Origin of the sequence: Streptomyces caeruleatus, from assembly GCF_001514235.1 — a bacterium.
In the GTDB taxonomy this organism is placed as follows: Bacteria; Actinomycetota; Actinomycetes; order Streptomycetales; family Streptomycetaceae; genus Streptomyces; species Streptomyces caeruleatus.
The window spans coordinates 594,204-619,559 of record NZ_KQ948924.1; the positions used below are offsets into that span (position 1 = coordinate 594,204).

The window sequence follows — 25,356 nt, forward strand, 5'->3', positions numbered from 1 at the left end:
AGCGACCGGATGCGCGCAGAATCGGACCATGGACCTGCCGGTGATGCCGCCCGTGAAGCCGATGCTCGCCAAGTCGGTGGCGAAGATCCCGCCGGGCATGCAGTACGAGGCGAAGTGGGACGGGTTCCGGGCGATCGTGTTCCGCGACCGGGACGAGGTTGAGCTCGGCAGCCGGACCGGCAAGCCGCTGACCAGGTATTTTCCGGAGCTGGTGGCGGGATTGAAGGAGCGGTTGCCACAGCGGTGCGTGCTGGACGGGGAGATCGTCATCGCACGCGAGGGGCGGCTTGACTTCGACGCGCTCACCGAGCGCATCCACCCGGCCGACTCCCGGGTGCGGATGCTGGCCGAGCGGACCCCGGCGTCGTTCGTGGCCTTCGACCTGCTGGCGCTGGCGGACGAGTCGCTGCTGGAGGTCCCGCTGGCGGATCGGCGGGCGCGGCTCACGACGGCGTTGTCCGGGGTGACGGCACCGGTGCATGTGGCGCCGGCGACGACCGATGTGGACACGGCCCAGGGGTGGTTCGAGCAGTACGAGGGGGCGGGCCTGGACGGTGTGATCGCCAAGCCGCTCACGCTGCGCTACCTCCAGGACGCCCGGGCCATGTTCAAGATCAAGCACGAGCGGACGGCGGACGTCGTCGTCGCCGGGTACCGGCTCCACAAGAGCGGCCCAATCGTGGGCTCGCTGCTGCTCGGTCTCCACGACGACCAGGGGGCGCTCCAGCATGTGGGGGTGTCGGCCGCGTTCTCGATGAAGCGGCGGGCCGAGCTGATCGAGGAGCTGGAACCGCTGCGTATGGAGGAGGTCGCGGGGCATCCGTGGGCGGCCTGGGCCGAGGAGGCGGCGCACGAGTCGGCGCGGCTGCCGGGGGCGCCGAGCAGGTGGTCGGGCAAGAAGGACCTGTCCTGGGTGCCGCTCAGACCGGAGCGGGTGGCCGAGGTGGCGTACGACCACATGGAGAACGGCGTGCGCTTCCGGCACACGGCCCGCTTCCGCCGCTGGCGCCCGGACCGGACCCCCGAGAGCTGCACGTACGCCCAGTTGGAGGAGCCGGTCCGCTACGACCTGGCGGAGATCTTCGCGCGGCAGGCCTGAGCGTCAGGGCTTCATCAGCACCTTGACCGCGCCGTCCTGCTTGCGCTGGAACATCTCGTACGCGTGCGGGGCGTCGCTCAGCGGCACGCGGTGGGTGGCGAAGTCGTCGACGCCGAGGGGGTCCTCGTCGGTCAGGAACGGCAGGATGTCGTCGGTCCAGCGGCGTACGTTGGCCTGGCCCATCCGCAGCTGGATCTGCTTGTCGAACAGGGTGAGCAGCGGGATCGGGTCGGCCATGCCGCCGTACACGCCGGACAGGGAGATCGTGCCGCCGCGCCGCACCAGGTCGATGGCGGTGTACAGGGCGGCGAGCCGGTCGATGCTGAAGCGTTCGGCGAACGGGCCGCTGATCTTGCGGGGCAGCATCGCCGAGGCCGACTGGGCGAGCTTGGCGGCGGCGCTGCCGTGGGCCTCGGTGCCGACGGCGTCGATGACGGCGTCGGGGCCGCGGCCGTCCGTCACGTCGCGGATGGCGGCGACGAGTTCCTTCTCGTCGTCGAAGCTCCTCAGGTCGTACGTCTCGACGCCCCGCCCCCGCGCCCGCCGCAGCCGCTCGGGCACCAGGTCCACGCCGAACACCCGCCCGGCGCCCTGCACCTGGGCGACCCGGCAGGCCATGTCGCCGATGGGGCCGAGGCCGAGCACGGCGACGCTGCCGCCTTCCGGGACCTCGGCGTAGCGGACCGCCTGCCACGCGGTGGGCAGCACGTCGGAGAGGTAGACGAACCGGTCGTCGGACGGCCCCTCCGGGATCTTGATCGGGCCGAACTGCGCCTGCGGGACCCGCAGGTACTCGGCCTGGGCGCCCGGCACCGCGCCGTACAGCCGGGTGTAGCCGAACAGGGCCGCGCCCATGCCCTCGCCGGTGACCTGGGTGGTCTCGCACTGGGTCGGCAGCCCGGTCAGGCACATCCAGCAGTCGCCGCAGGCGATCTGGAACGGCACCACGACCCGGTCGCCCGCCTGGAGGTCCGGCACCCCCGCGCCGACCTCCTCGACGATGCCCATCGGCTCGTGACCGAGGATGTCCCCCGGTGTCATGAACGGTGTCAGCACCTCGTACAAGTGCAGGTCGGAGCCGCACAGTCCGGTGGACGTGATGCGGATGACCGCGTCCGTCGGCTCCTGGATCGTCGGATCGGGCACGTTCTCCACGCGGACGTCGCGCTTGCCCTGCCAGGTCACTGCCCTCATCGCCCCGCGCTCCCTCCGTGGCGTGTGCGTCCGCTGATGCGGTGGGCGCCGGGTACCCCTGCGCGGTGCCGCCGAACCGCGCGAACGGTGGTGTGGGCCGATCGGCGGATTTGCGGGGCTGGAAGCAATCGATCGGGTATGGGCATCTATGAACAGATAAGCGCACAATTGGTGACACGAACTGGGTGGGTGGCTGCGGGTGGCGACGGTGGGCAGGGAACGAGGGGCGCGCACGAGACGCGCCACGACCATGGCGGGGCTGCTGGCGGCCGCGCTGACGGCCTCCCTGGCGGCGGGCTGTACGACGTCCGGCGGCCAGCGCGACGACGGGCGCGGCACCACACAGGTGCCGTCGCACGAGAACGACGGGAACGAGAGCCTGGCGAACAGCGCCTCGGTGCTCGCCGTGAAGATCGACAACGCGCGCGCCGCCCGGCCCCACACGGGTCTGAACGCCGCGGACGTCGTGTACGTCGAGGAGGTCGAGGGCGGACTGAGCCGGCTGATGGCGGTGTACGCGACGAAGCTGCCGAAGGCCGTCGGGCCGGTGCGCAGCGCACGCGAGAGCGACCTGGAGCTGCTGCGCCAGTTCAACCGGCCGACGCTCGCCTTCTCGGGAGCGCAGAGCAAGCTCCTGCCCCTGATCGACAAGGCCCCGTTGCAGGCGGTGCCGCCCGAGAAGGCGGCCGACGCCTACTTCCGCAGCCGGCACAGGACCTCGCCGCACAACCTCTATCTGCGGCCCCAGCGGCTGATGGGCAAGGCCCCCGGCGCGGACGCCCTGACGACCGGCTTCCGCTACGGCGCCGCCCCGGCCGGTGGCAAGGCCACGACCTCACAGACGGTGCGCTACGACCTGGCCCAGTACACGTTCACCTATTCCAGGAGCCAGGACCGCTGGCTGGTCACCATGGACGGCGAGGCCGCCACGACGACGGACGGCAAGCGGGTCGGGGCCGGGACGGTCGTCGTGCAGTACGTGCAGGTGCGCAAGTCCACGTTCCACGACTCCCTCGGCAAGAACACGCCGTACACCGAGACGGTGGGTTCCGGGAAGGCGCGGGTCCTGCGTGACGGGCGTGCCTACGACGTCTACTGGACGCGCCCGAAGGCCACGGGCGGCACCAGGTTCACGACCGAGGACGGGAAGCGGATGAACTTCCAGCGCGGCCCGGTGTGGGTGGTGTACGCGAAGGCGTCCTGAGGATCCGGGGAGTTCGGACCGGGCTCAGGATGGGGCGACGAGGGGTTCCGATGGGTTGCGGAGCCCCTCGGCCGCGTCCGCGACACGCCGGATCAGCTCGAAGAACAGCGCCTGCTCGTCGGTGGCGAGCGGGGCCAGGAAGACCTGGTTCATCCGGGCCGTGCGCACGGTCAGCTTCTTGTGCGTGCGCAGCCCGTCATCGGTGAGGCGCAGCAGGAAGCGGCGGCCGTCCTGGGGGTCGCGGACCTTGTCGAGCAGCCCTCGGCGGCCGAGCCGGCTGATCACCTCGGCGATCGTGGAGCGGTCGAGCCCGACGCGCTCCCCCACCGTCCGCTGGTCCAGGCCCGGCTCGGCGACGAGCGCGTTGAGAACGGCGAACTGGGGCGAGGTGATCTCCTCGGAGACCATCGTGTTCCACAGCAGGTAGTGCGCCTGCTGGAGCCGCCGGGCCAGATGCCCGGGGTGGGTGGTGAGATCCACGGCGGCCATCCGCACTCCCCTATTCACAATCGTCGGTGCACTGAACAATACCCGACCTTGCCGGGACTGTCCTCGGGCCGAAGGGTCCATGGATTTCGCGTTTACCGAGGCCTTGACGGTTTCCCTCTCCGGTGGCAGCGTGAGGAGCAACCTCGCAGAAATACTCAGTGCCCTGACTAATTCGGGGGCTGGGAGCTCGGAAGAGATGGGGCTTCTCGGATGGACAAGGTGGTCGCCACAGCCGCGGAGGCGGTGGCCGACGTGGGTGACGGCGCGTCGCTCGCGGTGGGTGGTTTCGGGCTGAGCGGTGTGCCGAACGTACTGATCCAGGCCCTGTTCGAGCAGGGCACCGACGGGCTGTCGGTGGTCTCGAACAACTGCGGGGCGATGGAGTCGGGTCTCGCGGTGCTGCTGTCAGCGGGCCGGATCGCGCGGGTGACCGGCTCGTACATCGGCGCGAACAAGGAGTTCGCCCGCCAGTACCTGGGCGGGGAACTGGAGGTGGAGATGATCCCGCAGGGCACGCTGGCCGAGCGGCTGCGGGCCGGCGGCGCCGGAATCCCCGCGTTCTACACCCCGGCCGGGGTGGGGACGCAGGTCGCCGACGGCGGGCTGCCGTGGCGCTACGACGGGTCCGGCGGGGTCGCGCTGGCCTCGCCGCCGAAGGAGGTGCGGGAGTTCGACGGCACCGAGTACGTCCTGGAGCGCGGGATCCGCACCGACTTCGCGCTGGTCCGGGCCGCGAAGGGCGACCGGCACGGGAACCTGGTGTTCAACAAGTCCTCCCGGAACTTCAACCCGCTGGCCGCGATGGCCGGACGGGTGACGATCGCCGAGGTCGAGGAACTCGTCGAGCCCGGCGAGATCGGCCCGGACGCGGTGCATCTGCCGGGGATCTTCGTACAGCGGGTCGTCGCGCTCACCCCGGAGCAGGCCGCCGCCAAGCAGATCGAGCGGCGCACGATTTCCGCGCCCGGGGCACGAGGGACGGTGAGCAACTGATGGCCTGGACACGCGAGGAGATGGCCGCGCGGGCCGCGCGCGAACTTCAGGACGGGCAGTACGTCAATCTCGGCATCGGGCTGCCGACGCTGATCCCGAACTACCTGCCCGAGGGCGTGGAGGTGATCCTGGAGTCCGAGAACGGCATCCTGGGCACCGGCCCGTACCCGACCGAGGACCAGGTCGACCCGGATCTGATCAACGCCGGCAAGGAGACCGTGACGGTCCTGCCGGGCGCCTCCTTCTTCGACTCGGCGCTGTCGTTCTCGATGATCCGCGGCGGGCACATCGATGTCGCCGTGCTGGGCGCCATGCAGGTCTCCGCCGGCGGCGACCTGGCGAACTGGGCCATCCCCGGCAAGATGATCACCGGGATCGGCGGCGCGATGGACCTCGTGCACGGGGCCCGTACGGTCATCGTCGTGATGACGCACACCGCCAAGGACGGCAGCCCGAAGATCCTCACCGAGTGCGCGCTGCCGCTCACGGGCAAGGCGTGTGTGAACCGGGTCATCACCGACCTCGGCGTGATCGACGTGACCGACGACGGCCTGGTGCTCGTCGAGACCGCACCCGGCGTGGGCGTTGACGAGATCATCGCCAAGACCGACGCAAAACTCACCGTCGCGGAGAATCTGCTGTGAACACCGTTTACATCGTCGACGCGGTCCGCACCCCGATCGGCCGCTACAACGGCACCCTCGCCTCCGTCCGGCCGGACGACCTGGCCGCCCACGCCCTCCGTGAACTCCTCGCCCGCACCCCCGACCTGGACCCGTCCCGCATCGAGGACGTCTACTTCGGCAACGCCAACGGCGCCGGCGAGGAGAACCGCAACGTCGGCCGCATGGCCGCCCTGCTCGCGGGCCTGCCCACCTCCGTGCCCGGCGTCACCGTCAACCGCCTCTGCGCCTCCGGCCTGGAGGCGGTCATCCAGGCGGCCCGCGCCATCGCCGCCGGGGACGCCCACATCGCCGTGGCCGGCGGCGTGGAGTCGATGACCCGGGCCCCGTACGTGCTGCCCAAGTCCGACAAGCCCTTCCCCGCCGCGCACACGGAGCTGTACTCCACCACCCTGGGCTGGCGCATGGTCAACCCGAGGATGGAGCCGCAGTGGACCATCCCCCTCGGTGAGTCGGCCGAACTGATCGCCGAGAAGCACAAGATCGGCCGGGAGCAGCAGGACGAGTTCGCGCTGGCCTCCCACCAGAAGGCCGCCGCGGCCCAGCGGCAGGGCCTCTTCGACGCCGAGCTCGCCCCCGTCCCCGTCCCGCAGCGCAAGGGCGACCCGGTGGCCTTCGCCGCCGACGAGTCCGTACGGGCCGACGCCTCCCTCGCCGCGATGGCGAAGCTCAAGCCGTCCTTCCGCAAGGAGAACGGCACGGTCACCGCGGGCAACGCCTCACCGCTCAACGACGGCGCCGCCGCCCTGCTCCTCGTCGACGAGGAGGGCCTGAAGGCCACCGGCCGCGAGCCGCTCGCCCGAATCTCCGCGACCGGCGTGCACGCCCTCGACCCCGACTACTTCGGGCTCGCCCCCGTCGAGGCCGTGAACCGCGCCCTCGCCAAGGCCGGCAAGACCTTCGGCGACCTGTCGGTCCTCGAACTGAACGAGGCCTTCGCCGCCCAGGTGCTGGGCTGTGTCGCCGAATGGCCCGAGTTCGACCCGGCGATCCTCAACCCGCAGGGCGGCGCCATCGCCCTCGGCCACCCCCTCGGCGCCTCCGGCGCCCGTCTCGCCGGCACCGTCGCCCACCAACTCGCCCGCAACGGCGGCGGAGTCGGCGTCGCCACCCTCTGCATCGGCGTCGGCCAGGGCCTCGCCCTCGTCCTCGAACGTTAACGGAACGCAGGATCCCCCATGACTCTCACCCAGCACGACATCGACCAGGAGATCGCGGCCGAGCACGCCGCGTACGAGAAGCGCGTCGCCGACGGCGCCCCCGTCGAGCACCACCCGCGCCGCGACTACACCCCGTACCGCTCCTCGGTGCTGCGCCACCCGAAACAGCCGCCGATCACGATCGACGTCAGCAAGGACCCGGAGCTGGTGGAGCTGCACTCCCCGGCCTTCGGCGAGCGGGACATCACCGAGATCGACAACGACCTCACCCGGCAGCACAACGGCGAGCCGATCGGTGAGCGCATCACCGTCGAGGGCCGGCTCCTGGACCGCGACGGCCGTCCGCTGCGCGGCCAGCTGGTCGAGGTCTGGCAGGCGAACTCGGCCGGCCGCTACGCCCATCAGCGCGAGCAGCACGACGCCCCGCTGGACCCGAACTTCACGGGCGTAGGCCGCACGCTGACCGACGACAGCGGCTTCTACCGCTTCACCACCGTCCAGCCGGGCCCCTACCCCTGGCGTCAGCACGTCAACGCCTGGCGACCGGCCCACATCCACTTCTCACTCTTCGGCACGGCGTTCACCCAGCGGCTGGTGACGCAGATGTACTTCCCGAGCGACCCGCTGTTCCCGTACGACCCGATCATCCAGTCGGTCACGGACGACGCGGCGCGCCAGCGGCTGGTCGCCACCTACGACCACAGTCTGTCGGTGCCGGAGTTCTCGATGGGCTACCGCTGGGACATCGTCCTCGACGGACCGAACGCCACCTGGATCGAAGAGGGACGCTGACCTGCCATGACGAAGATCGACACGAGCCGTCCGGAGACCGTGCTCCCGACCCCGTCGCACACGGTCGGCCCCTTCTACGGCCACGCCCTGCCCTTCCCCGGCGGCGGCGACATCGCGCCCGTCGGGCACCCGGAGAGCATCGCCCTCCAGGGCTACATCTACGACGGCGACGGCAACCCGCTGCCCGACGCGTTCCTGGAGCTGTGGAGCGCGGACCCGGACGGCAACGTCCCGCAGGTCGACGGCTCGATCCGGCGGGACCCGGCGAGCGGCGGCTATCTGGGCCGCAACGGCGTGGAGTTCACCGGCTGGGGCCGTATCCAGACCGACGCCAACGGGCACTGGACCGCGCGGACGCTGCGGCCGGGCGCGCGCGGGCAGAGTGCCCCGTACATCAGCGTGTGCGTGTTCGCGCGCGGCCTGCTGGTGCATCTGTACACGCGGATCTACCTGCCGGGCGACGAGGCTGCCCTCGCCGCGGACCCGCTGCTCGCCCGGGTGCCGGCCGAGCGGCGCGACACGCTGATCGCGCGGGAGCAGCGCGACGGCACCTACCGTTTCGACATCCGCCTTCAGGGCGAAGGCGAGACGGTCTTCCTGGAGTTCCAGTGACTTCTCCCGATCCGGACACCGGCCTGCTCGCCCCCGGGTGGGCAGGCTCCCCCGCCGCCTCCGCGACCGGTGACGGCGCCTATCTCCAGGCGCTGCTGGACGCGGAGGCCGCGCTCACCCGGGCGCAGGCCTCCCTGGGGCTGGCCCCGGCCGGGGCGGCGACCGCGGTGACCGAGGCCGCCGACGCCGGCCGCTTCGACGTACGGTCCCTCGCCGAACGCGCACGTGGCGGCGGCAACCCCGTCATCCCGCTGGTCGCCGACCTGACCCGGGCCGTCGGCGCGGAGTACGGTCCGTACGTCCACCGGGGCGCCACCAGCCAGGACATCCTGGACACGGCGACGATACTGGTCGCGAGCCGCACGCTGGAAGTCGTATTGGCCGACCTCGACCGCACCCAGCGGGCCCTGGCCCGCCTCGCCGCCGACCACCGCGACACCCCGATGCCGGGGCGGACGCTCACCCAGCACGCCGTGCCGACGACGTTCGGGCTGAAGGCGGCCGGATGGCGGTCGCTGGTGCTGGACGCGCGGGACCGGGTGACGGTCGTACGGGACTCGCTGCCCGCCCAACTGGGCGGTGCGGCAGGGACGTTGGCGGCCTTCGGAGCGTACGGCGCGAGCGAGCCGACCGCGCTGCCGTCGGCGTACGCCGACGAGCTCGGTCTCCGGGCGCCCGAGCTGCCCTGGCACACGCTGCGGACCCCGCTCGCGGACCTCGCCGGATGCCTCGCCGTCACGGCGGGCGCGCTCGGCAAGGTCGCCGTCGACGTCCTGACGCTCGCCCGCACCGAGATCGGCGAGGTCGCGGAGGGCAGCGGCGGGGGTTCGTCGGCCATGCCGCACAAGGCCAATCCGGTACGGGCGACCCTGATCGCCTCCGCCGCGCGGCGGGCGCCACAGCTCGCGGCCACCCTCTACGGGTCCCTGGCGGCACAGGACGAGCGGCCGGCCGGGGCCTGGCACGCCGAGTGGGAGCCGCTGAGGGACCTGCTGCGGCTGGTCGGCGGGGCGGCGCGGGACGCCGTGGAGCTGGCCGAGGGGCTGCGGGTCAGGCCCGACGTCATGCGGGACCACCTCGACCTCACCCACGGGCTGATCGTCTCCGAGCGGCTGTCCGCCGAGCTGGCCCCCGTGCTGGGGCGGGCCCGCGCCAAAGCCCTGCTCACGGAACTCGCCGAGCGGACCTACGCCGAGGGACGCAGCCTCGGTGAACTGCTCGCCGAGGAGCCCGAGTTGAAGAACCTCGACCTCGACGAGCTCACCGACCCCGCCCGTTACACCGGCTCCGCCGGAACCCTCACCGACCGTGCTCTGGAGCGACGTTGACCGACAAACTCCTCAACCACCGTGCCGAGGGGCCCGCTTCAGCTCCCGCGCTGCTTCTCGGGCCTTCGCTCGGCACCTCGTACGCCCTGTGGGACCGGGTAGCGCCCGAGCTGTCGATCACCCATCGGGTGGTCCGCTGGGATCTGCCGGGACACGGGGGTTCGGCGGCCGGTCTCATCGGCGCGGGCGCGACGGTCGGTGACCTCGCCGACCTGGTGCTGGCGCTCGCCGACTCGCTGGACATCGAGCGGTTCGCGTACGCGGGGGTGTCGCTGGGCGGTGCGGTCGGGCTGCATCTCGCCGTGCACCATCCCGAGCGGGTCTCCTCACTGGCGGTGATCTGTTCGTCGGCGCACTTCAACGGCGCGAAGCCGTGGGAGGAGCGGGCCGCGCTGGTGCGGAGCCAAGGGCTGGCGAGGCTCGCCGCGAGCGCGGACGACCGCTGGTTCACGGCCGGCTTCACCGTGCCGGAGCTGGTCCAGGACCACCGGGACGCCGATCCCGATGCGTACGCCGCCTGCTGTGACGCCCTCGCCGCCTTCGACCTGCGCGAACGGCTGCCCGAGATCTCCTCGCCCACCCTGCTGATCGCGGGCCGCGAGGACCCGGCGACACCGCCGGCACATCTGCGGGAGATCGCGGACGCCGTACCCGGTGCGACGCTCGTCGAGCTCCCCGGGGCCTCGCATCTGGCGCCGGCGCAGTGCCCGCAGGCGGTGCTGACCGCGATGCGGGCGCACCTCGGTGGCAGCGCCGAGCTGGGCATGGAGGTGCGACGCGAGGTCCTCGGTGACGCCCATGTCGACCGGGCGCAGGCCCGTCAGACGCCGTTCACCGCGCGCTTCCAGGACTTCATCTCGCGCTACGCCTGGGGCGAGATCTGGACCGACCCGACGCTCAGCCGCCGCGAGCGCAGCATGATCACGCTGACGGCGCTGGTCGCCCACGGCCACTACGACGAGCTGGCCATGCATGTCCGGGCGGCCCGGCGCAACGGGCTGACCCCGGAGGAGATCGGGGCCGTACTGCTCCAGACGGCCGTGTACTGCGGGGTTCCGGCGGCGAACTCGGCGTTCGCGGCCGCCCAGCGGGTGCTCGCGGAAGAGGAAGGGTGACCCTGCTGGTCGTAGCCTCAGCAGCACCTCGCACCTGCCCTGCCGCGTGCTTACGGTGGAGGCATGTCGACGATTCTCCTCACCGGCGCCACCTCCGGCCTGGGCCGGTACGTGGCCTTCGAGCTGGTCCGCGCGGGGCACGTCGTCCTCGCGCACGGACGCGACCCGGGTCGTACGGAGCAACTGGTCGAGGAGCTGCGTACCGAGGGTGACGCCGAGGGTTTCGTCGCCGATCTGGCCTCGCTGACGCAGGCGCGCGAGTTGGGCGCTCATGTCGCGGACGCACATCCCGACCTGGACGTGCTGATCAACAACGCGGGCGTGGGAGCGGGCGCGCCCGGGGCGGGACGCGAGCTGAGCGTGGACGGACACGAACTACGGCTCGCCGTGAACTACCTGGCCCCGGTGGCACTGACCCGCGCCCTGCTCCCGGTACTACGGGCCAACACGCCCGCCCGGATCGTCAATGTGGGCTCGGTCGGCCAGGAACCCCTCGACTTCGACGACGTCGAGTTCCGACGTGGATACGACGGCTTCGCGGCGTACCGGCGAGCCAAGTTCGCCCTGGCGGCCCATACTTTCGCCCTCGCCGAGGAGTTGGCGGGGACCGGTGTCGCCCTGAACGTGCTCCACCCGGCGACCTTCATGGACACGGCGATGGTGCGCGAGGGCGGGGTGACCCCCTGGAGCACGGTCGCCGAGGGGGCGGCCGGAGTGCTGGCCCTGGCGACCCAGGACCGGGGCACGGGCATCTACTTCGACGGCACGAGCCCGTCCCGGGCACACGAAAGGGCGTACGACCCGGAGGTACGCAAGCGGCTGACCGCGGTCACCGATCAGCTGCTGGCTCTCTGACCCCCCTCACACCACACCCGACAGCATCGCCGTCTCCGCCTGCGCCACGAGCCCGTCCGCCCCGCACGAGCGGGCCAGCGTCAGTCCGCGCCGGAGCTCCGCGGCCGAGCGGGCGGCGATGCCGTACTCCACCCGGGCCGCCGCGTGTTCGTACTGGCAGGGCGAGGCCTCCAGATAGGTGACGGCCTGTTCCGCGAGTCGTACCGCGCGCTGGCCGGTCTCCAGCGCGGCGGCACAGCGCAGGGCCTCGCCGATCGCGGTGTCGGTGCCGAGCCGTTCGGCGTGCCGGCGGACGTCGGTGGCGAGGCGGGCGGCGCGTGCCGGGTCCTCGCCCGCGAGGGCGCGGGCGAGGTCGACGGCCCAGGGGACCACCACGGGGTTGTGGTGGCCGCGTACGTCGGCCGCCTTCTCGGCCGCCTCCAGTTCGTTGATGCCGTCCTTCGTGCGGCCGACGGCGAGGAGCAGGCGGCCGCGGACCGAGCGCGGGTCGGGCAGGACGATGGTGGTCGGGTAGGGCGGCGCGAAGCCGTACTGCTCGGCGATCTCCCAGGCCTCGTCGACGTGTCCGCGGGCGAGCAGCGTGTCCACGAGGTTGCAGGTCGCGGACCAGTGCAGGGGCAGTCGGCGGCCGACGCGCTCGGCGAGCGCCAGCGACTGGCGCAGGGACGCCTCGGCCTCGCGGAGGCGGCCGCGCCTGCGGTGGCCGAGGCCGACGTAGGCGTGGGCCAGGGCGAGATGGCCGCCGCTCCAGCCGGCGGACTCGTACGCGCGCAGCGCCTCGTTGTAGAGGGTCTCGGCCCGGTCGAGCCGGTCGGTGAAGGCGTAGGCGCTGGCCAGCATCATCGGCAGCTCCAGGCCCCACTCCGGGTCGGTCCAGCCGAGCCCGGGGGCGAGGCGGCCGTTGACGAGGGCGCGGTCGCACAGTTCGACGACCTCCTCGGCGTTCTCGCCGCGGGCCATGGCGTCGAAGCCGCGCAGTATGAGCAGGGCGCGCTCGGAGTTGTCGCGGCCGGTGCAGGTGGCGGCGAGTTCGGCGAGGCGGGTGGAGCGTCCCGGTGAGGTGGCCTCGCCCGCGTGGAGGCCCTCCCACATGAACTGCACGGCCTGGAGCCGGAGCCTGGCGGGGCCGGCCTGGTGCCGGGCGGCCTCCGCCTCAACGGTGCGGACGGCCTCCTCCAGCTGGTCGTTGTGGAGGAGGGCCTGGGAGAGGCGGTAGACGGCGTCGACGCGTTCGTCGCCGTCGAGACCGGGCATGGCGAGGGCGGACTGGAGGTGGTCGATGGTGGTGGCGGGTGCGGTGAGAAGGGTGGCGCAGCCCAGTTCGTGGAGCACGCGCGCGTGGGCCTCGGGCGGCGGCGGTTCCACGAGGGCGCGCTCCAGGCAGCGGCGGGCGGCGTCGGGGGCACCGACGGCGAGGTGTTCGCGGGCGGCCTCGCGCAGCTGCTCGACGAGTTCCTCGTCGCTGTCCGGGTGGACCTCCAGGAGGTGGCGGGCGGCGACCGCGGCGCCGCGGCCGTTGTCGGTGACGACGCGGGCGGCGATGCCGTGCATGGCGGTGCGCAGGGCGTCGGGGATGGAGTTGTAGACGGCGCTGGCGATCAGCGGGTGGACGAACTCCAGGTCGCCGTCGTCCGGTTGGCCACTCGCCGGGTCGGGCTCGGTGAGGATGCGGGCGGCGCGCAGCAGGTCGGCGCAGCGCACGGCGTCGTCCACGCTCGTGGTGGCGAGTTCGGCCACCAGGTCGACGGAGATGCCGGTGCCGAGGATCGCGGCCGCCCAGGCGAACCGGGTTGCCTCGATGCCGAGGGTCTCCAGGCGGGCGACCAGGCCGCCGCCGCGCGCCGAGCGGTTCAGGGCGCGCAGCTCGGCCGCCGCGGACTCGGTGGGCTCGAACTCGCTGTCCTGGACCTTGGCGAGGAGCTCGACGGTCTCGTACGGGTTGCCGCCGGTCACGGCCCAGACCTCGCGGCAGAACGGGGCGTCGGCGTGCGCGCCCAGGGTGGCGCGGGTGAGGCCGGCGGTCGCGTCCGGGGTGAGGGCGCTCAGGGTGGCGACGGAGCTGCCCGCGGCGGCGACCGCGTCGAGGTGGCGGGCGCTGTCGCCGCCGACCTCGCCGGGGCGGCGGGCGACGACGACCAGGACGCTCTGCTCACCGAGGCGTTCGGCGAAGGCGGCGAGCCAGCGCAGGGTCTCCTGGTCGGCCCAGTGGGCGTCGTCGATCAGCAGCACCAGCGGCCAGTCGCGCCGGGCCAGCCGGCGTACGGCGGCCACCAGTCCGTCACACACGCCCTGCGGGTCGGCCTGGCGTTCACCCGGTTCCGTAATACCGAGGGCGGGTCCGGCGATGTCGTACCAGTCGCCGAGGTACTCGCGGGCCTCCTCCGGCATCAGCGACAGCAGGGCGGGCTGGAGCAGCTGCCGTACGACGTTGAACGGGACGGAGCTCAGGGTCTCGCTGCCCCGGGCGGACCACACCGTGCAGTGCCGGGCCTCGGCGATACGGCGGGTTTCGGCCAGCAGCGCGGTCTTGCCGAGTCCCGCCTCGCCCCGCAGTACCAGAAGGCTGCCCGACGAGGACTTGTCCGCGCACAGGGTGTCGAGGGCCCGCTCGACGGCGGCGACTTCCTCGTCGCGCTCCCCCAGGGAGGCCGAGGTGGCCTGTGTGGGCCGTACCTTCGTCATCCCGCTACCTCCCCTAGTCGCCCGAACGACGTACAGACCTCGAGCGTAGCCGTCCGATTGCCTAAGTGGAGGCGGGTCCGGGCACCTGTTGCCGTGACGGGTGACAACCGGCGCGCGAGGGCGACGCGCGGGGCCCGCTACCTGCACGGCCGTAACTTACCCACAGTCAAAAACCGTCCCGGCGACCGGAATTCGTGATGATGGAGGCACGGGCATGACGTCGACGTTCCCCGACCGAGGCACGGTCCGCTCCCGCAGGGCGCTGGTCGCGGGATCGGTGGGCAACTTCATCGAGTGGTACGAGTTCGGTGTCTACGGCTACTTCGCGACGATCATCGCGGCGCGGTTCTTCACACCGGAGGGCGGCAGCGAGGTCGAGGCCCTGGTGAAGACGTACGCGTCGTTCGCGCTGGCGTTCTTCTTCCGGCCGGTCGGCGCGGCCGTGTTCGGCCGTCTGGGCGACCGGATCGGCCGGCGTCCGGTGCTGATCCTGGTGATCGCGCTGATGACCGGGGCGACGACGCTCATCGGCGTGCTGCCCACGTACGACACGGTCGGCGCGCTCGCCCCGTGGCTGCTGACGTTCCTGCGGGTGCTGCAGGGGCTGTCGGCGGGCGGGGAGTTCGGGGGCGCGGTGTCGGTGATGACCGAGTTCGCGCCACCCGGGCGGCGCGGGCTGTACGGGTCGTGGCAGTCGTTCACGGTGGCGCTGGGGCTGCTGGGCGGTGCGGGGGCGGCGGCGCTGCTGGCGACGGTGCTGACCGAGCGGCAACTGGGCGACTGGGGTTGGCGGTTGCCGTTCCTGCTGACGTTGCCGCTGGGGCTGGGTGCCCTGTGGCTGCGGCTGCGTCTTGACGAGACGCCGGCGTTCCGGGAGGAGCGGGAGGCGGAGCGGCCGGCCGGGCGCGCGGTCGCCGGGGCTATTGCGCTGGGTGCCGGGCGGATCATGGGGTGGGCGGCGGCCGGGTACACGTTCCTGGTCGTGCTGCCGTCGTATCTCCAGGCCACGCTGGACGCGAGCTTCCAGCAGGCGCTGATCGCCACGGTGCTGGCCAACCTCGGTTTCGCGATGACGATCGTGCCCGCGGGGTGGCTCAGCGACCGGGTCGGGCGGCGGCCGGTGATGTTGGCGGGGGCGGCGCTGGTGGTGGTCCTCGCGGTGCCGCTGCTCGACCTTCTCCAGGACCCCGGCGTATCCCTCACCGTGAAGGGTGCGGCGGTGTGGGGCGCGGGTGCGGTGGTGGGGCTGATGGCGGGGCCGGGTCCGGCGATGCTCGCGGAACTGTTCCCGACGAACGTGCGCTACACGGGTCTGGGGCTCGCCTACGCCCTGTCCAATGCGGTGTTCTCGGGGTGTGCCGGGCTCATCATCACGGAGACGGTCGAACGGACCGGGAACGCGGACATCCCCGCCTACTATGCGGCCGCGACCTGCGCGGTGAGCGTCCTGGCGCTCGCCACGGTATCCAGGACATCGGTGCGGAAGCCGACGAGCGAGGTCGACGAGGCGACGAAAGCGTCGGGAGAGGCGGAGTGAGCGCATGCGGGTGATCGGCCTGATGTCGGGCACGTCGTGCGACGCCATCGACGCCGCCGCCGCCGACCTGAGCCTCGTCGGCGACAGCCTGGTACTCAGGCCGCTGGGGCTGGTGAGCGAGGCGTACGACAAGGTGCTGCGGGAGGCGCTCGGGGCGGCGCTGCCGCCGGGGACGACCTCGATGGCGCAGGTGTGCCTGCTCGACACGCGGATCGGGCAGGTTTTCGCGGCGGCCGCCGCGCGTGCGGACCGTGAACTGTGCGAGCGGCGGGCGGAGTTGGTGGCCTCGCACGGGCAGACGGTCTACCACTGGGCCGAGGACGGGAAGGTGTACGGCACCCTTCAGCTCGGGCAGCCCGCGTGGATCGCCGAGGCGACCGGGCTGCCCGTGGTCGCCGACTTCCGGCCCCGCGACATCGCCGCCGGCGGACAGGGCGCCCCGCTGGTCAGCCTGGTCGACCTGCTGTGGCTGCGCGGCCGGCCCGGCACGCCCGTCGCCCTCAACATCGGCGGGATCGCCAACCTCACCGCACCCGACGGCACCGCCTTCGACACCGGACCGGGCTGCGCGCTGATCGACGCGGCGGCGCGGGGGTTCAGCGGCGGACGGCTGGCGTACGACGTGGACGGGGCGCTGGCCGGTCGCGGCACCGTCCATGAACCGCTGCTGCGCCGGCTGCTGGAGGAGCCGTACTACGCGCTGCCCGCACCCAAGACGACCGGCAGGGAGCTCTTCCACCTGGGCCGTCTGCGGGACGCGTTGGCCGGATTCGGCACCCTGACCGCCGAGGACGTCGTCGCCACGCTGACCGTGCTCACGGCGCGGACGGTCGCCGACGCGGTGCGCGCTGCGGGCGCGACGGAGGTGATCGTCTCGGGCGGCGGGACCCGCAACCCGGTCCTGATGACGATGCTCGGGCAGTGCCTCCCCGGGGTGTCCCTTCGCACCTCCGACGAGCTGGGGCTGCCCGCGGCCGCGAAGGAGGCGTACGCCTTCGCCGTACTGGGCTTCCTGACCGTCCACGCCCTGCCCGGCAGCGTGCCCTCGGCCACGGGCGCCCGGCAGGCACGCGTACTCGGCTCGATCACGCCCGGCCGGAACGGGCTGCGGCTTCCCCCACCCGCGGAGAACCGACCGGTACGGCTCGTCCTGGAGTGACGCGGCGGGCCCTCCGGGGCCGGATCCGGTGGTTCCGGGGCCGGATCCGGTGGTTCCGGGGCCGGATCCGGTGGTTCCGGGGCCGGATCCGGTGGTTCCGGGGCCGGATCCTCTCATCCGACTTTCACCGACACCTCATACGGTGGGCGCATGACGCAGGTGACTCCTCCCGGCTGGTACCCCGACCCGGGGCAGAAGAGTGACGGTCCGCCCACCGAGCGCTGGTGGGACGGCAAGGCATGGACGGATCAGGTCCGGCCCGTGGGGTCGGCGGACGTATGGGGCCCTCCGGAGCAGTTGGCGGCCGGCGGGGCGTATCCGGTGCATCCGGGGTATCCCGGCCAGTTGCCGTCGGGCGGTCGGCGCGGGCTGCGCACGGGCATAGCCGTGGGAGTCGCCGCGGTCGTCCTCGCGAGCATCGGCGTCGGCGTGTACGCGCTGACCGCCGACGACGGCTCGGGCGGCGGCGCCGACTCCCAGCAGGGAGGCCCGGGCGGGCAGGGCGGCCCCGGAGGCGGTCAGGGCGGGCCCTTCGGCGGATCCGGGGGCGGTGACGGCGGGTCCGGGGGCGGCGGCAACGGCGGCGGGGACGGCGGTTCCGGCGGGGCGTCGCCCTCGCCCGACCAGTCCGAGGCGCCGAAGGTGGACAGCGGGTCGGTGACCGACGCCGTGAGCGGGATCAGTCTGACCATCCCGGACGGCTGGTACGGCCAGGAGATCAACTGGGGTGCCCACCTCGGGTCGGACAAGACGTACAAGTGCCCCTCCGACACCTCGCAGACCTGCATGAAGGGCGGCGCGTACTCGGCGCCCGCGCTCGCGCTCGGCACCAAGGGCGACACGGCCGAGGAGGTCGCGAAGGCGGACATCGCGGCGAACGCCGAGGAGTCCTACGGCAAGGGCTACGGGGAGATCACCTCGCACGAGGTGCTGGCCTCCAAGGCGGTGACGGTGGCCGGGCAGAAGGGCTATCTGGTCCGCTGGAAGGCGGTCACGAGCAAGGGCGCCGACGGCTACGTCGAGTCGCTGGCCTTCCCCTCGCCCGTCAGCGAGCGGCAGATCGTCGTGGTCCGCTTCGGCGTCGACGTCGACCAGGGCCAGGCGGTGCTGGACGAGATCGCCAAGGGCATCAAGGTGTCGACCGGCGGCGGCAACGGCCAGGACGTCTGACGCACCCCCGACCGGAACCATCCGGGACATGATGCGGCCGGGTGGGGCGCCCCTCCGCTCAAGGGGAACCCCACCCGGCCGGGGGGTGCGCGCCGCCCCCGTCCCCACGGTGCGGCGCGGATCAGGTCACCGTCCAGTCATCCCGTGGACGGCGTCCTGAGCCTCAGGTGAGGCCCAGTGCGGGCAGCACGGCGGCCTCCACGAACCGGACGAGATAGTCGGGGTCGGCGTCCTCGCCCTCCAGCACGGGCCGGGCCCGCAGCACGCCGAAGATCTGGGCGGGGACGTACTCCAGGGCGGGATGGCCGGCGGCGACCTCCCCGCGCTCGACCCCCCGCAGCAAGATCTGCCGCAGTGCGTCGATCTCGGGGTCGATGAGCGCCTCGCGCAGCGCGCACTTGAGCTCCGGGTCCTCCATCACGGCGTGTCCCAGCGCCTGGAACAGCCGGGTGTCCTTGCCGGACCACGCGCCCGCGGCCCGTGCCGCCTCGCGCAGGTCACCGGCGAGCGTGCCGGTGTCGATGCCCTCGAAGCGCGTGAGCCGGCTGGCGCGCAGGGCCGCCGCCACGAACTGGGGCTTGGTCTTCCACTGCCGGTACAGCGTGGACTTGCTGCACCGGGTGCTGCTGGCGACGCCCTCCATGGTGACGGCGTCGTAACCGCACGCGCGGATCTGTTCGAGCACGGCGTCGAAGAACTCCTGCTCACGCTCGGGCGTGATCTTGGAGCGGCGCGAGGCGACGACCGTCTCCGGTCCCTCCGCGGCCTGCGACGTCATCGGCTCTTCTCCTCACTTCCCGTGTGTGTCGTACGTCTATCGATACGCCACTGTACCGGAACGCTGCCGTATCGGTACAGTGGCGTATCGGTACAGTACCGTTTCGGTACATCGGCGTTTCGGTACGCCGCCGTACCGATGAGTTCGACGGGTACCACCCAGCACCACCCACCGTTCGGCGAAAGGGCCGGGGGCAATGAATGGCCGCACCGAGGCTGACCGGCCGGAGACCGACGCGATAGCGCGGCCTCCGCTCGTCCGGGAGCTCCTGCTCGTCGCAGGGCTCTTCCTCGTCTACAAGTTCGGCCGGCAGCTGGCCACGGGCCACACCGGCGAGGCGTTCCGCAACGCGGACCGCGTGTGGGACCTGGAACGAGCCGTCCATCTGCCCGGCGAGGGCTCGGTGCAGCACCTGCTGCTGCACGGCGACACGCTCATACACCTCGCGAACACCTACTACGCGACCGTGCACTTCCCGGCCACGGCGGCCTTCCTGGTCTGGACGTACCTGCGCCGCCCCGCCCACTACGTCTGGGCCCGCCGCGTCCTCGCCGCCGTCACCGCCGCCGCCCTGGTGGTCCATCTGACGTTCCCGCTGGCCCCGCCGCGCATGCTCGCCGCGACCGGCCTGATCGACACCGGCCGGGTCTACGGCCCCTCCGTGTACGGCCCACCCGGGACCGACCACCTCTCCAACCAGTTCGCGGCGATGCCGTCCCTGCACTTCGGCTGGGCCCTGATGGTGGCGATCGGCCTGATCGTGGCGACCCGCTCGCGATACCGCTGGCTGTGGCTGCTCCACCCGCTGGTCACGCTGCTGGTCATCGTCGGCACGGCCAACCACTACTGGCTCGACGCGATCGTGGCGACGGCCATGCTCGGCATCGCGCTCGCGGTGCTGCACCCGCCGCGGCGCACGGCGACCACGGCGACCACGCCCGGACGCCGTGCCGACAAGCTCGTGCCCGCGGCCCGGGACGAGGAACCCGGACTCGTGGGAGCGGGCCGATGAACGCCACCCTGATCGCCGTCGCCCTGTCCCTGTTCTCCGCGGTCGCCTACGCCGCCGCGGCCGTGGCCCAGGAACGGCTGGCCTCCCGTGCCCCGGGATCGGGCCTGATCCGGCTGCTGGGCTCCGGCGCCTGGTGGGGCGCCGTCCTCCTCAACGGCTCCGGCGCGCTGCTGCACGTCGTGGCCCTGAAGTACGGTCCGTTGACCGTGGTGCAGCCGCTCGGCGCGCTCACCCTGGTGGCCGCGGTGCCGCTGGGCGCGCGGATCGCCGGTCGGCGGGTCAGCGCGGTCGAGTGGCGCGGCACGGCGCTGACGCTCACCGGCCTGGCGGCGATCCTCGTGACGGCGTCCGGACCCGCGCCCGAGGAGGTGCTGAGCACGTCCGAGGCGGTGGCGGTCGCGGCCGTGTCGGTGGCGCTGATCGGCATGCTGTCGCGGCCGGGCGCCCGGCCGGGGCTGCGGCACGCGACGGCGTCCGGGTTCGCCTCCGGGGTGGGCTCGGCGCTCACGCAGACCGTGACCGTGGCCATGACGGACCACTCCGCCCCGCTGCTCAGCCCGCAGGTGATCGGCGTGGCGCTACTGGTCGCGGCCCTCGCGGCGAGCGGGCTGCTGCTGTCGCAGACCGCCTACCAGGGTGGCCTCGGCGCTCCGCTGGCGATGGTGACCCTGGCCAACCCCATGGCGGCCGGGGTGATCGGGCTGGTGCTGCTGGGCGAGCGGCTGCAGGGCGGCGCGCAGGGGGTGCTCCTCGCGCTGGCCGGGGCGGGCCTGGCGTCGTGGGGCGTGGTGCTGCTCAGCCGGGCGACTCCTGCTGCCCGCACGGCAGCGCCGCGAAAGGGGCGCGGGGAACTGCGCGATCAACCACGGTACAGCCGCACCCGACGAACCATCCGACGCGGCACCCCCGTGGTCGCCGCCGCACAAGAACCGGCGTTGGTGCCCCGGCAACCGGAGCCGAGGCACCTCACACCGCTCTGAGCAACTCCCCAGTCCGTATTACTCGGTGATGATCGCCGGGTCGCTCACACCGGGCCGCCCGTTCTCGACGTGCCCGGCGAACCGTCGCAGGAACGCCGGGTCGGCGTCGGCGGCGACCGTCAGGTCGTACCAGCGCCGGCTCCCCGCGAGGTCGACCGTGCGGCACACCGTGGCCCCGGGTCGCACGGTCACCGTCGTGGCACGGCCGCCGTACCCGTTGGCGATCTTCAGGCGGACGCTCGCCGTTCCCCTGTTGGTGAGGGTCAGCTCCACGTCATCCCCGGTGTGCCGGGCGGTCACCTCGGGGCCGGCCGTCTTGTTCGAGCCCTTGAACCAGCGCACGAAGCCGCCGGGGCCATGCACGGTGAGGTCGTACGAGCCGTTCGAGTACGCCGAGTTCCAGGTGTCCGCGATGCTCTTGCCGGCCTCGGTGGTGTACGTCCAGGGGCCGTCGGTGCGATTGCCGGACGTGACGTGGAAGGCGGCACCGGCCTTGGCGCCGGAGGCGAAGGCCAGCGTGAACTTGCCGGCCGCGGCGTCGACGGAACCGTCCACGTGCGGGGCGTACCTGAGCGGCCGGGTCGGGCGCAGGCCGCGCTCCTGGCGGGGCATGTCCGGGTCGGCCGGCGGGGTCGGCTTGTAGTCGGGGTGCCGCTCGCGGTCCTGTGGCTCGTACTCGTCCGTCCCCGGCAGCGCGGCCGGGCGGCTGTCCTTGCGGGAGAAGTCGAAGGCCGAGGTCAGGTCGCCGCAGACGGCCCGGCGCCAGGGGGAGATGTTCGTCTCCCGCACACCGAAGCGGCGCTCCATGAAGCGCAGGATCGAGGTGTGGTCCAGCGTCTCGGAGCAGACGTAACCGCCCTTGCTCCACGGCGAGACGACCAGCATCGGCACGCGCGGGCCGAGGCCGTAGGGGCCGGCCGGGCGGTTGCTGTCGCCCTTGTAGAGGTCGAGCGAGACGTCGACGGTGGACTTGCCGCGAGAGGCGTCCTTCGGCGGCAGCGGCGGCACGACGTGGTCGAAGAAGCCGTCGTTCTCGTCATAGGTGATGAACAGGGCCGTCTTCGACCAGACCTCCGGGTTGGAGGTGAGGGCGTCCAGGACCTGGGCGATGTACCAGGCGCCGTAGTTCGAGGGCCAGTTGGAGTGCTCGGAGAAGGCCTCGGGGGCGGCGATCCAGGAGATCTGGGGCAGCTTGCCGGCCTTGACGTCGGCCTTGAGGCGGTCGAAGTAGCCTTCGCCGCTCTTGGCGTCGGTGCCGGTGCGGGCCTTGTCGTACCAGGGGTCGCCCGGCTTGGCGTCGCGGTACTTGTTGAAGTACAGCAGCGAGTTGTCGCCGTAGTTGCCGCGGTAGGCGTCCTGGATCCAGCCCCAGGAGCCCTTGGCGTCGAGGCCGTCGCCGATGTCCTGGTAGATCTTCCAGGAGACGCCCGCCTGCTCCAGGCGCTCGGGGTAGGTCGTCCAGCCGTAGCCGAGCTCGTCGTTGCCGAGGACCGGACCGCCGCCGGTGCCGTCGTTGCCCGTGCAGCCCGTCCACATGTAGTAGCGGTTCGGGTCGGTCGAGCCGATGAAGGAGCAGTGGTAGGCGTCGCAGACGGTGAAGGCGTCGGCGAGGGCGTAGTGGAAGGGGATGTCCTCGCGGGTCAGGTACGCCATGGTCGTGGTGCCCTTGGCGGGGACCCACTTGTCGTACTTGCCGCCGTTGTAGGCCTGCTGGCCGTCGGTCCAGCCGTGCGGCAGGCCCTCCAGGAACTGCATGCCCAGGTCGCCGGCGTCCGGGTGGAACGGCAGGATGTCCTTGCCGCCGTTCGACTGGTGCCAGATCGACTTGCCGTCGTCGCGCTTCACCGGGCGCGGGTCGCCGAAGCCACGGACGCCGCGCAGCTTGCCGAAGTAGTGGTCGAAGGAACGGTTCTCCTGCATCAGGACGACGATGTGCTCGACATCCTCGATCGACCCGGTGCGATGGTTCGCCGGGATCGCGGCGGCCCGCTGGATGCTGCTCGACAGAGCCGTGAACGCCGTGGTCGTGCCCGCGAGTTGAAGGAATCTGCGGCGATTGACTTCGGGCATGAGTGGGGGACCTCTTCCCATCTAGGGTGGTTTGACCAGCCGGCTGGTGACGGAAGCCGCGCGGAAGGAGTGTTCCAGGAGCACCAAACGTCAGGGAAGGGTCCGGTGGCGCTCGTGTGAAAGTCGGCGGTACGGGAGGTGTGCCGGGAGCCGCGCGCGGGGATGGTCGCGATCATGACAGAGACGACGCGCACGGATTCCCCGCCGACCTCACGGCCCGTACGCCAGCTCCTCGCCGCCTCCGTCGGCAATGCCGTGGAGTGGTACGACTGGTACGCCTACACCTTCCTCGCCACCTATATCGCGGCCGAGGTCTTCCCGAAGAGCGCGGACAACTCCCTGGTGCCGCTGCTCTCGACGTTCGCGGTCTTCGCGGTGGGCTTCTTCATGCGGCCGGTGGGCGGGCTGCTGATGGGCGCCATCGCGGACCGCCGCGGCCGGCGCTCCGCCCTGACGGTCACCATCCTGCTGATGGGCGGCAGCAGCCTGCTGGTCGGCCTGACCCCGACGTACGAGACGGCGGGCGTCCTCGCCCCGGTGATCCTCGTGCTGGCCCGTCTCCTCCAAGGCCTGTCGGTGGGCGGCGAGTTCGCGGCGTCGACGACGTTCCTGGTCGAGTCGGCCGGGCCGGGCCGGCGCGGGCTGTTCTCCAGCTTCCAGTACGTGTCGACGACCGCCGGACAGCTGGTCGCCTCCGGTATCGCGACGCTGCTGGTGGACACGTTGAGCGACGGGCAGATGAACGGCTGGGGCTGGCGGGTGCCCTTCGTCCTCGGTGCCGTGCTCAGCCTGGTCGGCTTCTGGATCCGGCAGGGCGCGCAGGAGACGAGGAGCGCCGAGCAGCGACAGGCGCCGCGTCCCGGCCTGTTGGAGGCACTGCGCCGCCACCCCCGCCAGTCCCTGCTGATCTGCGGCATCACCGCGGGCGGCACGATCGCCTACTACACCTGGACCTCGTACCTGCCGACGTACGCCGAACTCAACGCGGGCATCGAGAAGTCGGACGCGCTGCTCACGGGCACGATCTCGCTGGCCTTCTTCGGCCTGCTCCAGCCGATCGGCGGCCTCCTCTCGGACCGCTTCGGCCGCCGCCCGCTCCTCCTCTTCTTCGGCCTGGGCTTCACCCTCCTCACCGTCCCCCTGCTGCACGCCCTGCACGACTCGTTCGCGACGCTCCTGCTCGTGCAGTGCGCGGGCATGGTGCTGCTGACCGGGTTCACCTCGATCAGCGCGGCCGTGAACGCCGAGGTGTTCCCACCCCGGGTGCGGGCGGCGGGCATCGGCTTCCCGTACTCGCTGACGGTGGCGATGTTCGGCGGTACGGCGCCGTACGTGGGCACGCTGTTCAAGGAGTTGGGTCACGCGGACCTCTTCCCCTGGTACGTCGCCGTCCTGTGCCTCGGCTCTTCGCTGGTGTACCTGCGCCTTCCGGAGACCGCGCACAAACCGCTGGAACGATGACCTGGCAGGATGCCGGTGTGACGACAACTCAGGTGACAACGTATGCGCGGATTGCCGAAGTCCTCACCGAGCTCGGGCTGATCACTCGGGACGAGGCCCGCAAGGTGCTGGACAAGGCTGCCTCCTACGCGAGCGAGCCGGTCCGGGGACCTCGTGAAATCGCCGACGCCCTAGAGTCGTTCGGCGTGGCCGTGTCGATCCACTCAGAGGACGTCGACTTCGCCGACGAGCACTACGAGTGGCTCCTGAACGAGGCCGCGGCCCTCACCGGCGGCAAGGTCACCATCTCCGACTACCGCTTCGAGAAGAGCAGTCCCGAGGAAGAGGACTGCGGCCTGGGCACGATGCACTTCACCTGCAACGGCAAGCCGCTCTCCTTCGACGTCGAGCAGGAGTCGAACGACTACCTCGACATGGGAGCGGCACAGCAGGCCATCGAAGCGCTCAGCCCCGACGACGACCCGAGGGACTTCCGCTGCGTCGAGCAGGAGGCCCCACGCTATGACGACGACTACATGGTCCTGGCCACGGCCGAGCAGCGTGAAGGTCTCCAGCGGCTCCTGGGCATCACGTTCGACCCGCCTCTGGGCTGAGCCGGGTCCCGGGTCAGCCCTCGCGCGGCTCGGCGATGGTGCCGCGCACGACGAGCCGCGGGGTGAGAACCACCTCGCGGGCCAGGGTGCGGTCCTGGTCCAGTCGCTCCACCGCTGCGGCGACCGCGGACCGGGCCTGTTCCCGCGCCTCCTGGCTGACCGTGGTCAGGTTGAAGCAGCTCAGACGGGACAGCCGGTCGTCGTCGTAGCCGGCCACGGACACCTGGCCCGGGACGGCCACTCCGGCGCGCTGGAGGGCGGTGAGGACACCGATGGCGCACTGGTCGTTGTAGGCGACGACAGCGGTGGGGAGGTCGCCGATTCTGGTGCAACGCCTGGCCCGAGAACCCGGCGTGGAAGTTCGTCGCCGTCGGCCTCGGCAACGACGTC

22 protein-coding genes and 1 pseudogene are annotated in these 25,356 nt (G+C 72.0%); 17 read left to right on the forward strand and 6 right to left on the reverse strand.

Annotation, left to right across the window (positions count from 1 at the left end; all coding sequences use genetic code 11):
* The first annotated feature begins 28 nt into the window (after positions 1 to 28).
* On the forward strand, positions 29 to 1,099 hold the full coding sequence (locus AQJ67_RS02670) for an ATP-dependent DNA ligase (protein WP_062716311.1): 1,071 nt from the start codon (positions 29 to 31) through the stop codon (positions 1,097 to 1,099).
* A 3-nt stretch (positions 1,100 to 1,102) separates the two neighbouring features.
* Here AQJ67_RS02670 and AQJ67_RS02675 read toward each other — a convergent pair whose 3' ends face one another.
* Complete coding sequence (locus tag AQJ67_RS02675) at positions 1,103 to 2,293, reverse strand: zinc-dependent alcohol dehydrogenase (protein ID WP_062716312.1); 1,191 nt, start codon at positions 2,291 to 2,293, stop codon at positions 1,103 to 1,105.
* A gap of 250 nt (positions 2,294 to 2,543) precedes the next feature.
* On the opposite strand from AQJ67_RS02675, the gene AQJ67_RS02680 reads away from it, so the two are divergent.
* Positions 2,544 to 3,497 carry a DUF3048 domain-containing protein gene (locus AQJ67_RS02680; protein WP_062716313.1) on the forward strand — a complete coding sequence of 318 codons (954 nt, stop codon included), beginning with the start codon at positions 2,544 to 2,546 and terminating at the stop codon, positions 3,495 to 3,497.
* 24 nt (positions 3,498 to 3,521) lie between these two features.
* Here the strand turns inward: AQJ67_RS02680 and AQJ67_RS02685 are convergent, their stop codons facing one another.
* A complete protein-coding gene (locus AQJ67_RS02685) occupies positions 3,522 to 3,986 on the reverse strand; it encodes a MarR family winged helix-turn-helix transcriptional regulator (protein ID WP_062716314.1) in 465 nt (154 codons plus the stop codon).
* A 210-nt stretch (positions 3,987 to 4,196) separates the two neighbouring features.
* Between AQJ67_RS02685 and AQJ67_RS02690 the strand changes: the two genes are divergently transcribed.
* The 8 genes from AQJ67_RS02690 (at position 4,197) to AQJ67_RS02725 (ending at position 11,524) form a co-directional block, all read left to right on the forward strand.
* Positions 4,197 to 4,979, forward strand: coding sequence for a CoA transferase subunit A (locus AQJ67_RS02690; protein WP_062716315.1), 783 nt, complete (start codon positions 4,197 to 4,199; stop codon positions 4,977 to 4,979).
* Complete coding sequence (locus tag AQJ67_RS02695; protein ID WP_062716316.1) at positions 4,979 to 5,623, forward strand: CoA transferase subunit B; 645 nt, start codon at positions 4,979 to 4,981, stop codon at positions 5,621 to 5,623. The genes AQJ67_RS02690 and AQJ67_RS02695 overlap by 1 nt, the downstream gene beginning before the upstream one ends.
* The gene (locus tag AQJ67_RS02700) at positions 5,620 to 6,822 is read left to right on the forward strand and encodes a thiolase family protein (RefSeq protein ID WP_062716317.1); all 1,203 of its coding nucleotides are present in this window, start codon (positions 5,620 to 5,622) and stop codon (positions 6,820 to 6,822) included. The genes AQJ67_RS02695 and AQJ67_RS02700 overlap by 4 nt, the downstream gene beginning before the upstream one ends.
* Positions 6,823 to 6,840: 18 nt before the next feature.
* A complete protein-coding gene (gene pcaH, locus AQJ67_RS02705) occupies positions 6,841 to 7,614 on the forward strand; it encodes a protocatechuate 3,4-dioxygenase subunit beta (protein WP_062716318.1) in 774 nt (257 codons plus the stop codon).
* 6 nt (positions 7,615 to 7,620) lie between these two features.
* A complete protein-coding gene (gene pcaG, locus AQJ67_RS02710) occupies positions 7,621 to 8,226 on the forward strand; it encodes a protocatechuate 3,4-dioxygenase subunit alpha (protein WP_062716319.1) in 606 nt (201 codons plus the stop codon).
* Positions 8,223 to 9,554, forward strand: a complete 1,332-nt coding sequence (gene pcaB / locus AQJ67_RS02715; RefSeq protein WP_062716320.1) for a 3-carboxy-cis,cis-muconate cycloisomerase — start codon at positions 8,223 to 8,225, stop codon at positions 9,552 to 9,554. Before pcaG ends, pcaB begins: the two co-directional genes overlap by 4 nt.
* Positions 9,551 to 10,669, forward strand: coding sequence for a bifunctional 3-oxoadipate enol-lactonase/4-carboxymuconolactone decarboxylase PcaDC (gene pcaDC, locus AQJ67_RS02720; RefSeq protein ID WP_062716321.1), 1,119 nt, complete (start codon positions 9,551 to 9,553; stop codon positions 10,667 to 10,669). The genes pcaB and pcaDC overlap by 4 nt, the downstream gene beginning before the upstream one ends.
* Positions 10,670 to 10,732: 63 nt before the next feature.
* The gene (locus AQJ67_RS02725; RefSeq protein WP_062716322.1) at positions 10,733 to 11,524 is read left to right on the forward strand and encodes an SDR family NAD(P)-dependent oxidoreductase; all 792 of its coding nucleotides are present in this window, start codon (positions 10,733 to 10,735) and stop codon (positions 11,522 to 11,524) included.
* A gap of 6 nt (positions 11,525 to 11,530) precedes the next feature.
* Here AQJ67_RS02725 and AQJ67_RS02730 read toward each other — a convergent pair whose 3' ends face one another.
* Positions 11,531 to 14,206 carry an ATP-binding protein gene (locus AQJ67_RS02730; protein ID WP_062716323.1) on the reverse strand — a complete coding sequence of 892 codons (2,676 nt, stop codon included), beginning with the start codon at positions 14,204 to 14,206 and terminating at the stop codon, positions 11,531 to 11,533.
* Between the two features lie 214 nt (positions 14,207 to 14,420).
* Between AQJ67_RS02730 and AQJ67_RS02735 the strand changes: the two genes are divergently transcribed.
* The 3 genes from AQJ67_RS02735 (at position 14,421) to AQJ67_RS02745 (ending at position 18,072) form a co-directional block, all read left to right on the forward strand.
* On the forward strand, positions 14,421 to 15,743 hold the full coding sequence (locus AQJ67_RS02735; protein ID WP_062716324.1) for an MFS transporter: 1,323 nt from the start codon (positions 14,421 to 14,423) through the stop codon (positions 15,741 to 15,743).
* A 4-nt stretch (positions 15,744 to 15,747) separates the two neighbouring features.
* A complete protein-coding gene (locus AQJ67_RS02740) occupies positions 15,748 to 16,902 on the forward strand; it encodes an anhydro-N-acetylmuramic acid kinase (RefSeq protein WP_062716325.1) in 1,155 nt (384 codons plus the stop codon).
* Positions 16,903 to 17,052: 150 nt separating this feature from the next.
* Positions 17,053 to 18,072 carry a DUF2510 domain-containing protein gene (locus tag AQJ67_RS02745; RefSeq protein WP_062716326.1) on the forward strand — a complete coding sequence of 340 codons (1,020 nt, stop codon included), beginning with the start codon at positions 17,053 to 17,055 and terminating at the stop codon, positions 18,070 to 18,072.
* 163 nt (positions 18,073 to 18,235) lie between these two features.
* On the opposite strand, the gene AQJ67_RS02750 is transcribed toward AQJ67_RS02745, so the two are convergent.
* Complete coding sequence (locus AQJ67_RS02750; RefSeq protein WP_062716327.1) at positions 18,236 to 18,850, reverse strand: TetR/AcrR family transcriptional regulator; 615 nt, start codon at positions 18,848 to 18,850, stop codon at positions 18,236 to 18,238.
* A 196-nt stretch (positions 18,851 to 19,046) separates the two neighbouring features.
* Between AQJ67_RS02750 and AQJ67_RS02755 the strand changes: the two genes are divergently transcribed.
* Both AQJ67_RS02755 and AQJ67_RS02760 read left to right on the forward strand, forming a co-directional pair.
* Positions 19,047 to 19,862, forward strand: a complete 816-nt coding sequence (locus tag AQJ67_RS02755; RefSeq protein ID WP_062716328.1) for a phosphatase PAP2 family protein — start codon at positions 19,047 to 19,049, stop codon at positions 19,860 to 19,862.
* Positions 19,859 to 20,842, forward strand: a complete 984-nt coding sequence (locus AQJ67_RS02760; RefSeq protein WP_062716329.1) for a DMT family protein — start codon at positions 19,859 to 19,861, stop codon at positions 20,840 to 20,842. The genes AQJ67_RS02755 and AQJ67_RS02760 overlap by 4 nt, the downstream gene beginning before the upstream one ends.
* A gap of 18 nt (positions 20,843 to 20,860) precedes the next feature.
* Here AQJ67_RS02760 and AQJ67_RS02765 read toward each other — a convergent pair whose 3' ends face one another.
* The gene (locus AQJ67_RS02765) at positions 20,861 to 22,912 is read right to left on the reverse strand and encodes a phosphocholine-specific phospholipase C (RefSeq protein WP_062716330.1); all 2,052 of its coding nucleotides are present in this window, start codon (positions 22,910 to 22,912) and stop codon (positions 20,861 to 20,863) included.
* A gap of 162 nt (positions 22,913 to 23,074) precedes the next feature.
* Between AQJ67_RS02765 and AQJ67_RS02770 the strand changes: the two genes are divergently transcribed.
* On the forward strand, positions 23,075 to 24,373 hold the full coding sequence (locus AQJ67_RS02770; protein WP_062716331.1) for an MFS transporter: 1,299 nt from the start codon (positions 23,075 to 23,077) through the stop codon (positions 24,371 to 24,373).
* A gap of 17 nt (positions 24,374 to 24,390) precedes the next feature.
* On the forward strand, positions 24,391 to 24,966 hold the full coding sequence (locus AQJ67_RS02775) for a hypothetical protein (RefSeq protein WP_159058703.1): 576 nt from the start codon (positions 24,391 to 24,393) through the stop codon (positions 24,964 to 24,966).
* 13 nt (positions 24,967 to 24,979) lie between these two features.
* On the opposite strand, the pseudogene AQJ67_RS50600 reads toward AQJ67_RS02775, so the two are convergent.
* Positions 24,980 to 25,306, reverse strand: a pseudogene (locus tag AQJ67_RS50600) (substrate-binding domain-containing protein); the annotation flags it as partial.
* Between the last annotated feature and the right edge of the window lie 50 nt (positions 25,307 to 25,356).

Bases quoted from the DNA above. Each gene is read 5' to 3' on its own strand.
- AQJ67_RS02770 (WP_062716331.1), top strand. From the start codon at position 23,075: ATGGTCGCGATCATGACAGAGACGACGCGCACGGATTCCCCGCCGACC.
- AQJ67_RS02690 (WP_062716315.1), top strand. From the start codon at position 4,197: ATGGACAAGGTGGTCGCCACAGCCGCGGAGGCGGTGGCCGACGTGGGT.
- AQJ67_RS02745 (WP_062716326.1), top strand. From the start codon at position 17,053: ATGACGCAGGTGACTCCTCCCGGCTGGTACCCCGACCCGGGGCAGAAG.
- AQJ67_RS02675 (WP_062716312.1), bottom strand. From the start codon at position 2,293: ATGAGGGCAGTGACCTGGCAGGGCAAGCGCGACGTCCGCGTGGAGAAC.
- AQJ67_RS02695 (WP_062716316.1), top strand. From the start codon at position 4,979: ATGGCCTGGACACGCGAGGAGATGGCCGCGCGGGCCGCGCGCGAACTT.
- AQJ67_RS02760 (WP_062716329.1), top strand. From the start codon at position 19,859: ATGAACGCCACCCTGATCGCCGTCGCCCTGTCCCTGTTCTCCGCGGTC.
- AQJ67_RS02680 (WP_062716313.1), top strand. From the start codon at position 2,544: ATGGCGGGGCTGCTGGCGGCCGCGCTGACGGCCTCCCTGGCGGCGGGC.
- AQJ67_RS02765 (WP_062716330.1), bottom strand. From the start codon at position 22,912: ATGCCCGAAGTCAATCGCCGCAGATTCCTTCAACTCGCGGGCACGACC.
- AQJ67_RS02755 (WP_062716328.1), top strand. From the start codon at position 19,047: ATGAATGGCCGCACCGAGGCTGACCGGCCGGAGACCGACGCGATAGCG.
- AQJ67_RS02750 (WP_062716327.1), bottom strand. From the start codon at position 18,850: ATGACGTCGCAGGCCGCGGAGGGACCGGAGACGGTCGTCGCCTCGCGC.
- pcaG (WP_062716319.1), top strand. From the start codon at position 7,621: ATGACGAAGATCGACACGAGCCGTCCGGAGACCGTGCTCCCGACCCCG.
- pcaH (WP_062716318.1), top strand. From the start codon at position 6,841: ATGACTCTCACCCAGCACGACATCGACCAGGAGATCGCGGCCGAGCAC.
- AQJ67_RS02685 (WP_062716314.1), bottom strand. From the start codon at position 3,986: ATGGCCGCCGTGGATCTCACCACCCACCCCGGGCATCTGGCCCGGCGG.
- AQJ67_RS02730 (WP_062716323.1), bottom strand. From the start codon at position 14,206: ATGACGAAGGTACGGCCCACACAGGCCACCTCGGCCTCCCTGGGGGAG.
- AQJ67_RS02735 (WP_062716324.1), top strand. From the start codon at position 14,421: ATGACGTCGACGTTCCCCGACCGAGGCACGGTCCGCTCCCGCAGGGCG.
- AQJ67_RS02725 (WP_062716322.1), top strand. From the start codon at position 10,733: ATGTCGACGATTCTCCTCACCGGCGCCACCTCCGGCCTGGGCCGGTAC.
- AQJ67_RS02670 (WP_062716311.1), top strand. From the start codon at position 29: ATGGACCTGCCGGTGATGCCGCCCGTGAAGCCGATGCTCGCCAAGTCG.
- AQJ67_RS02740 (WP_062716325.1), top strand. From the start codon at position 15,748: ATGCGGGTGATCGGCCTGATGTCGGGCACGTCGTGCGACGCCATCGAC.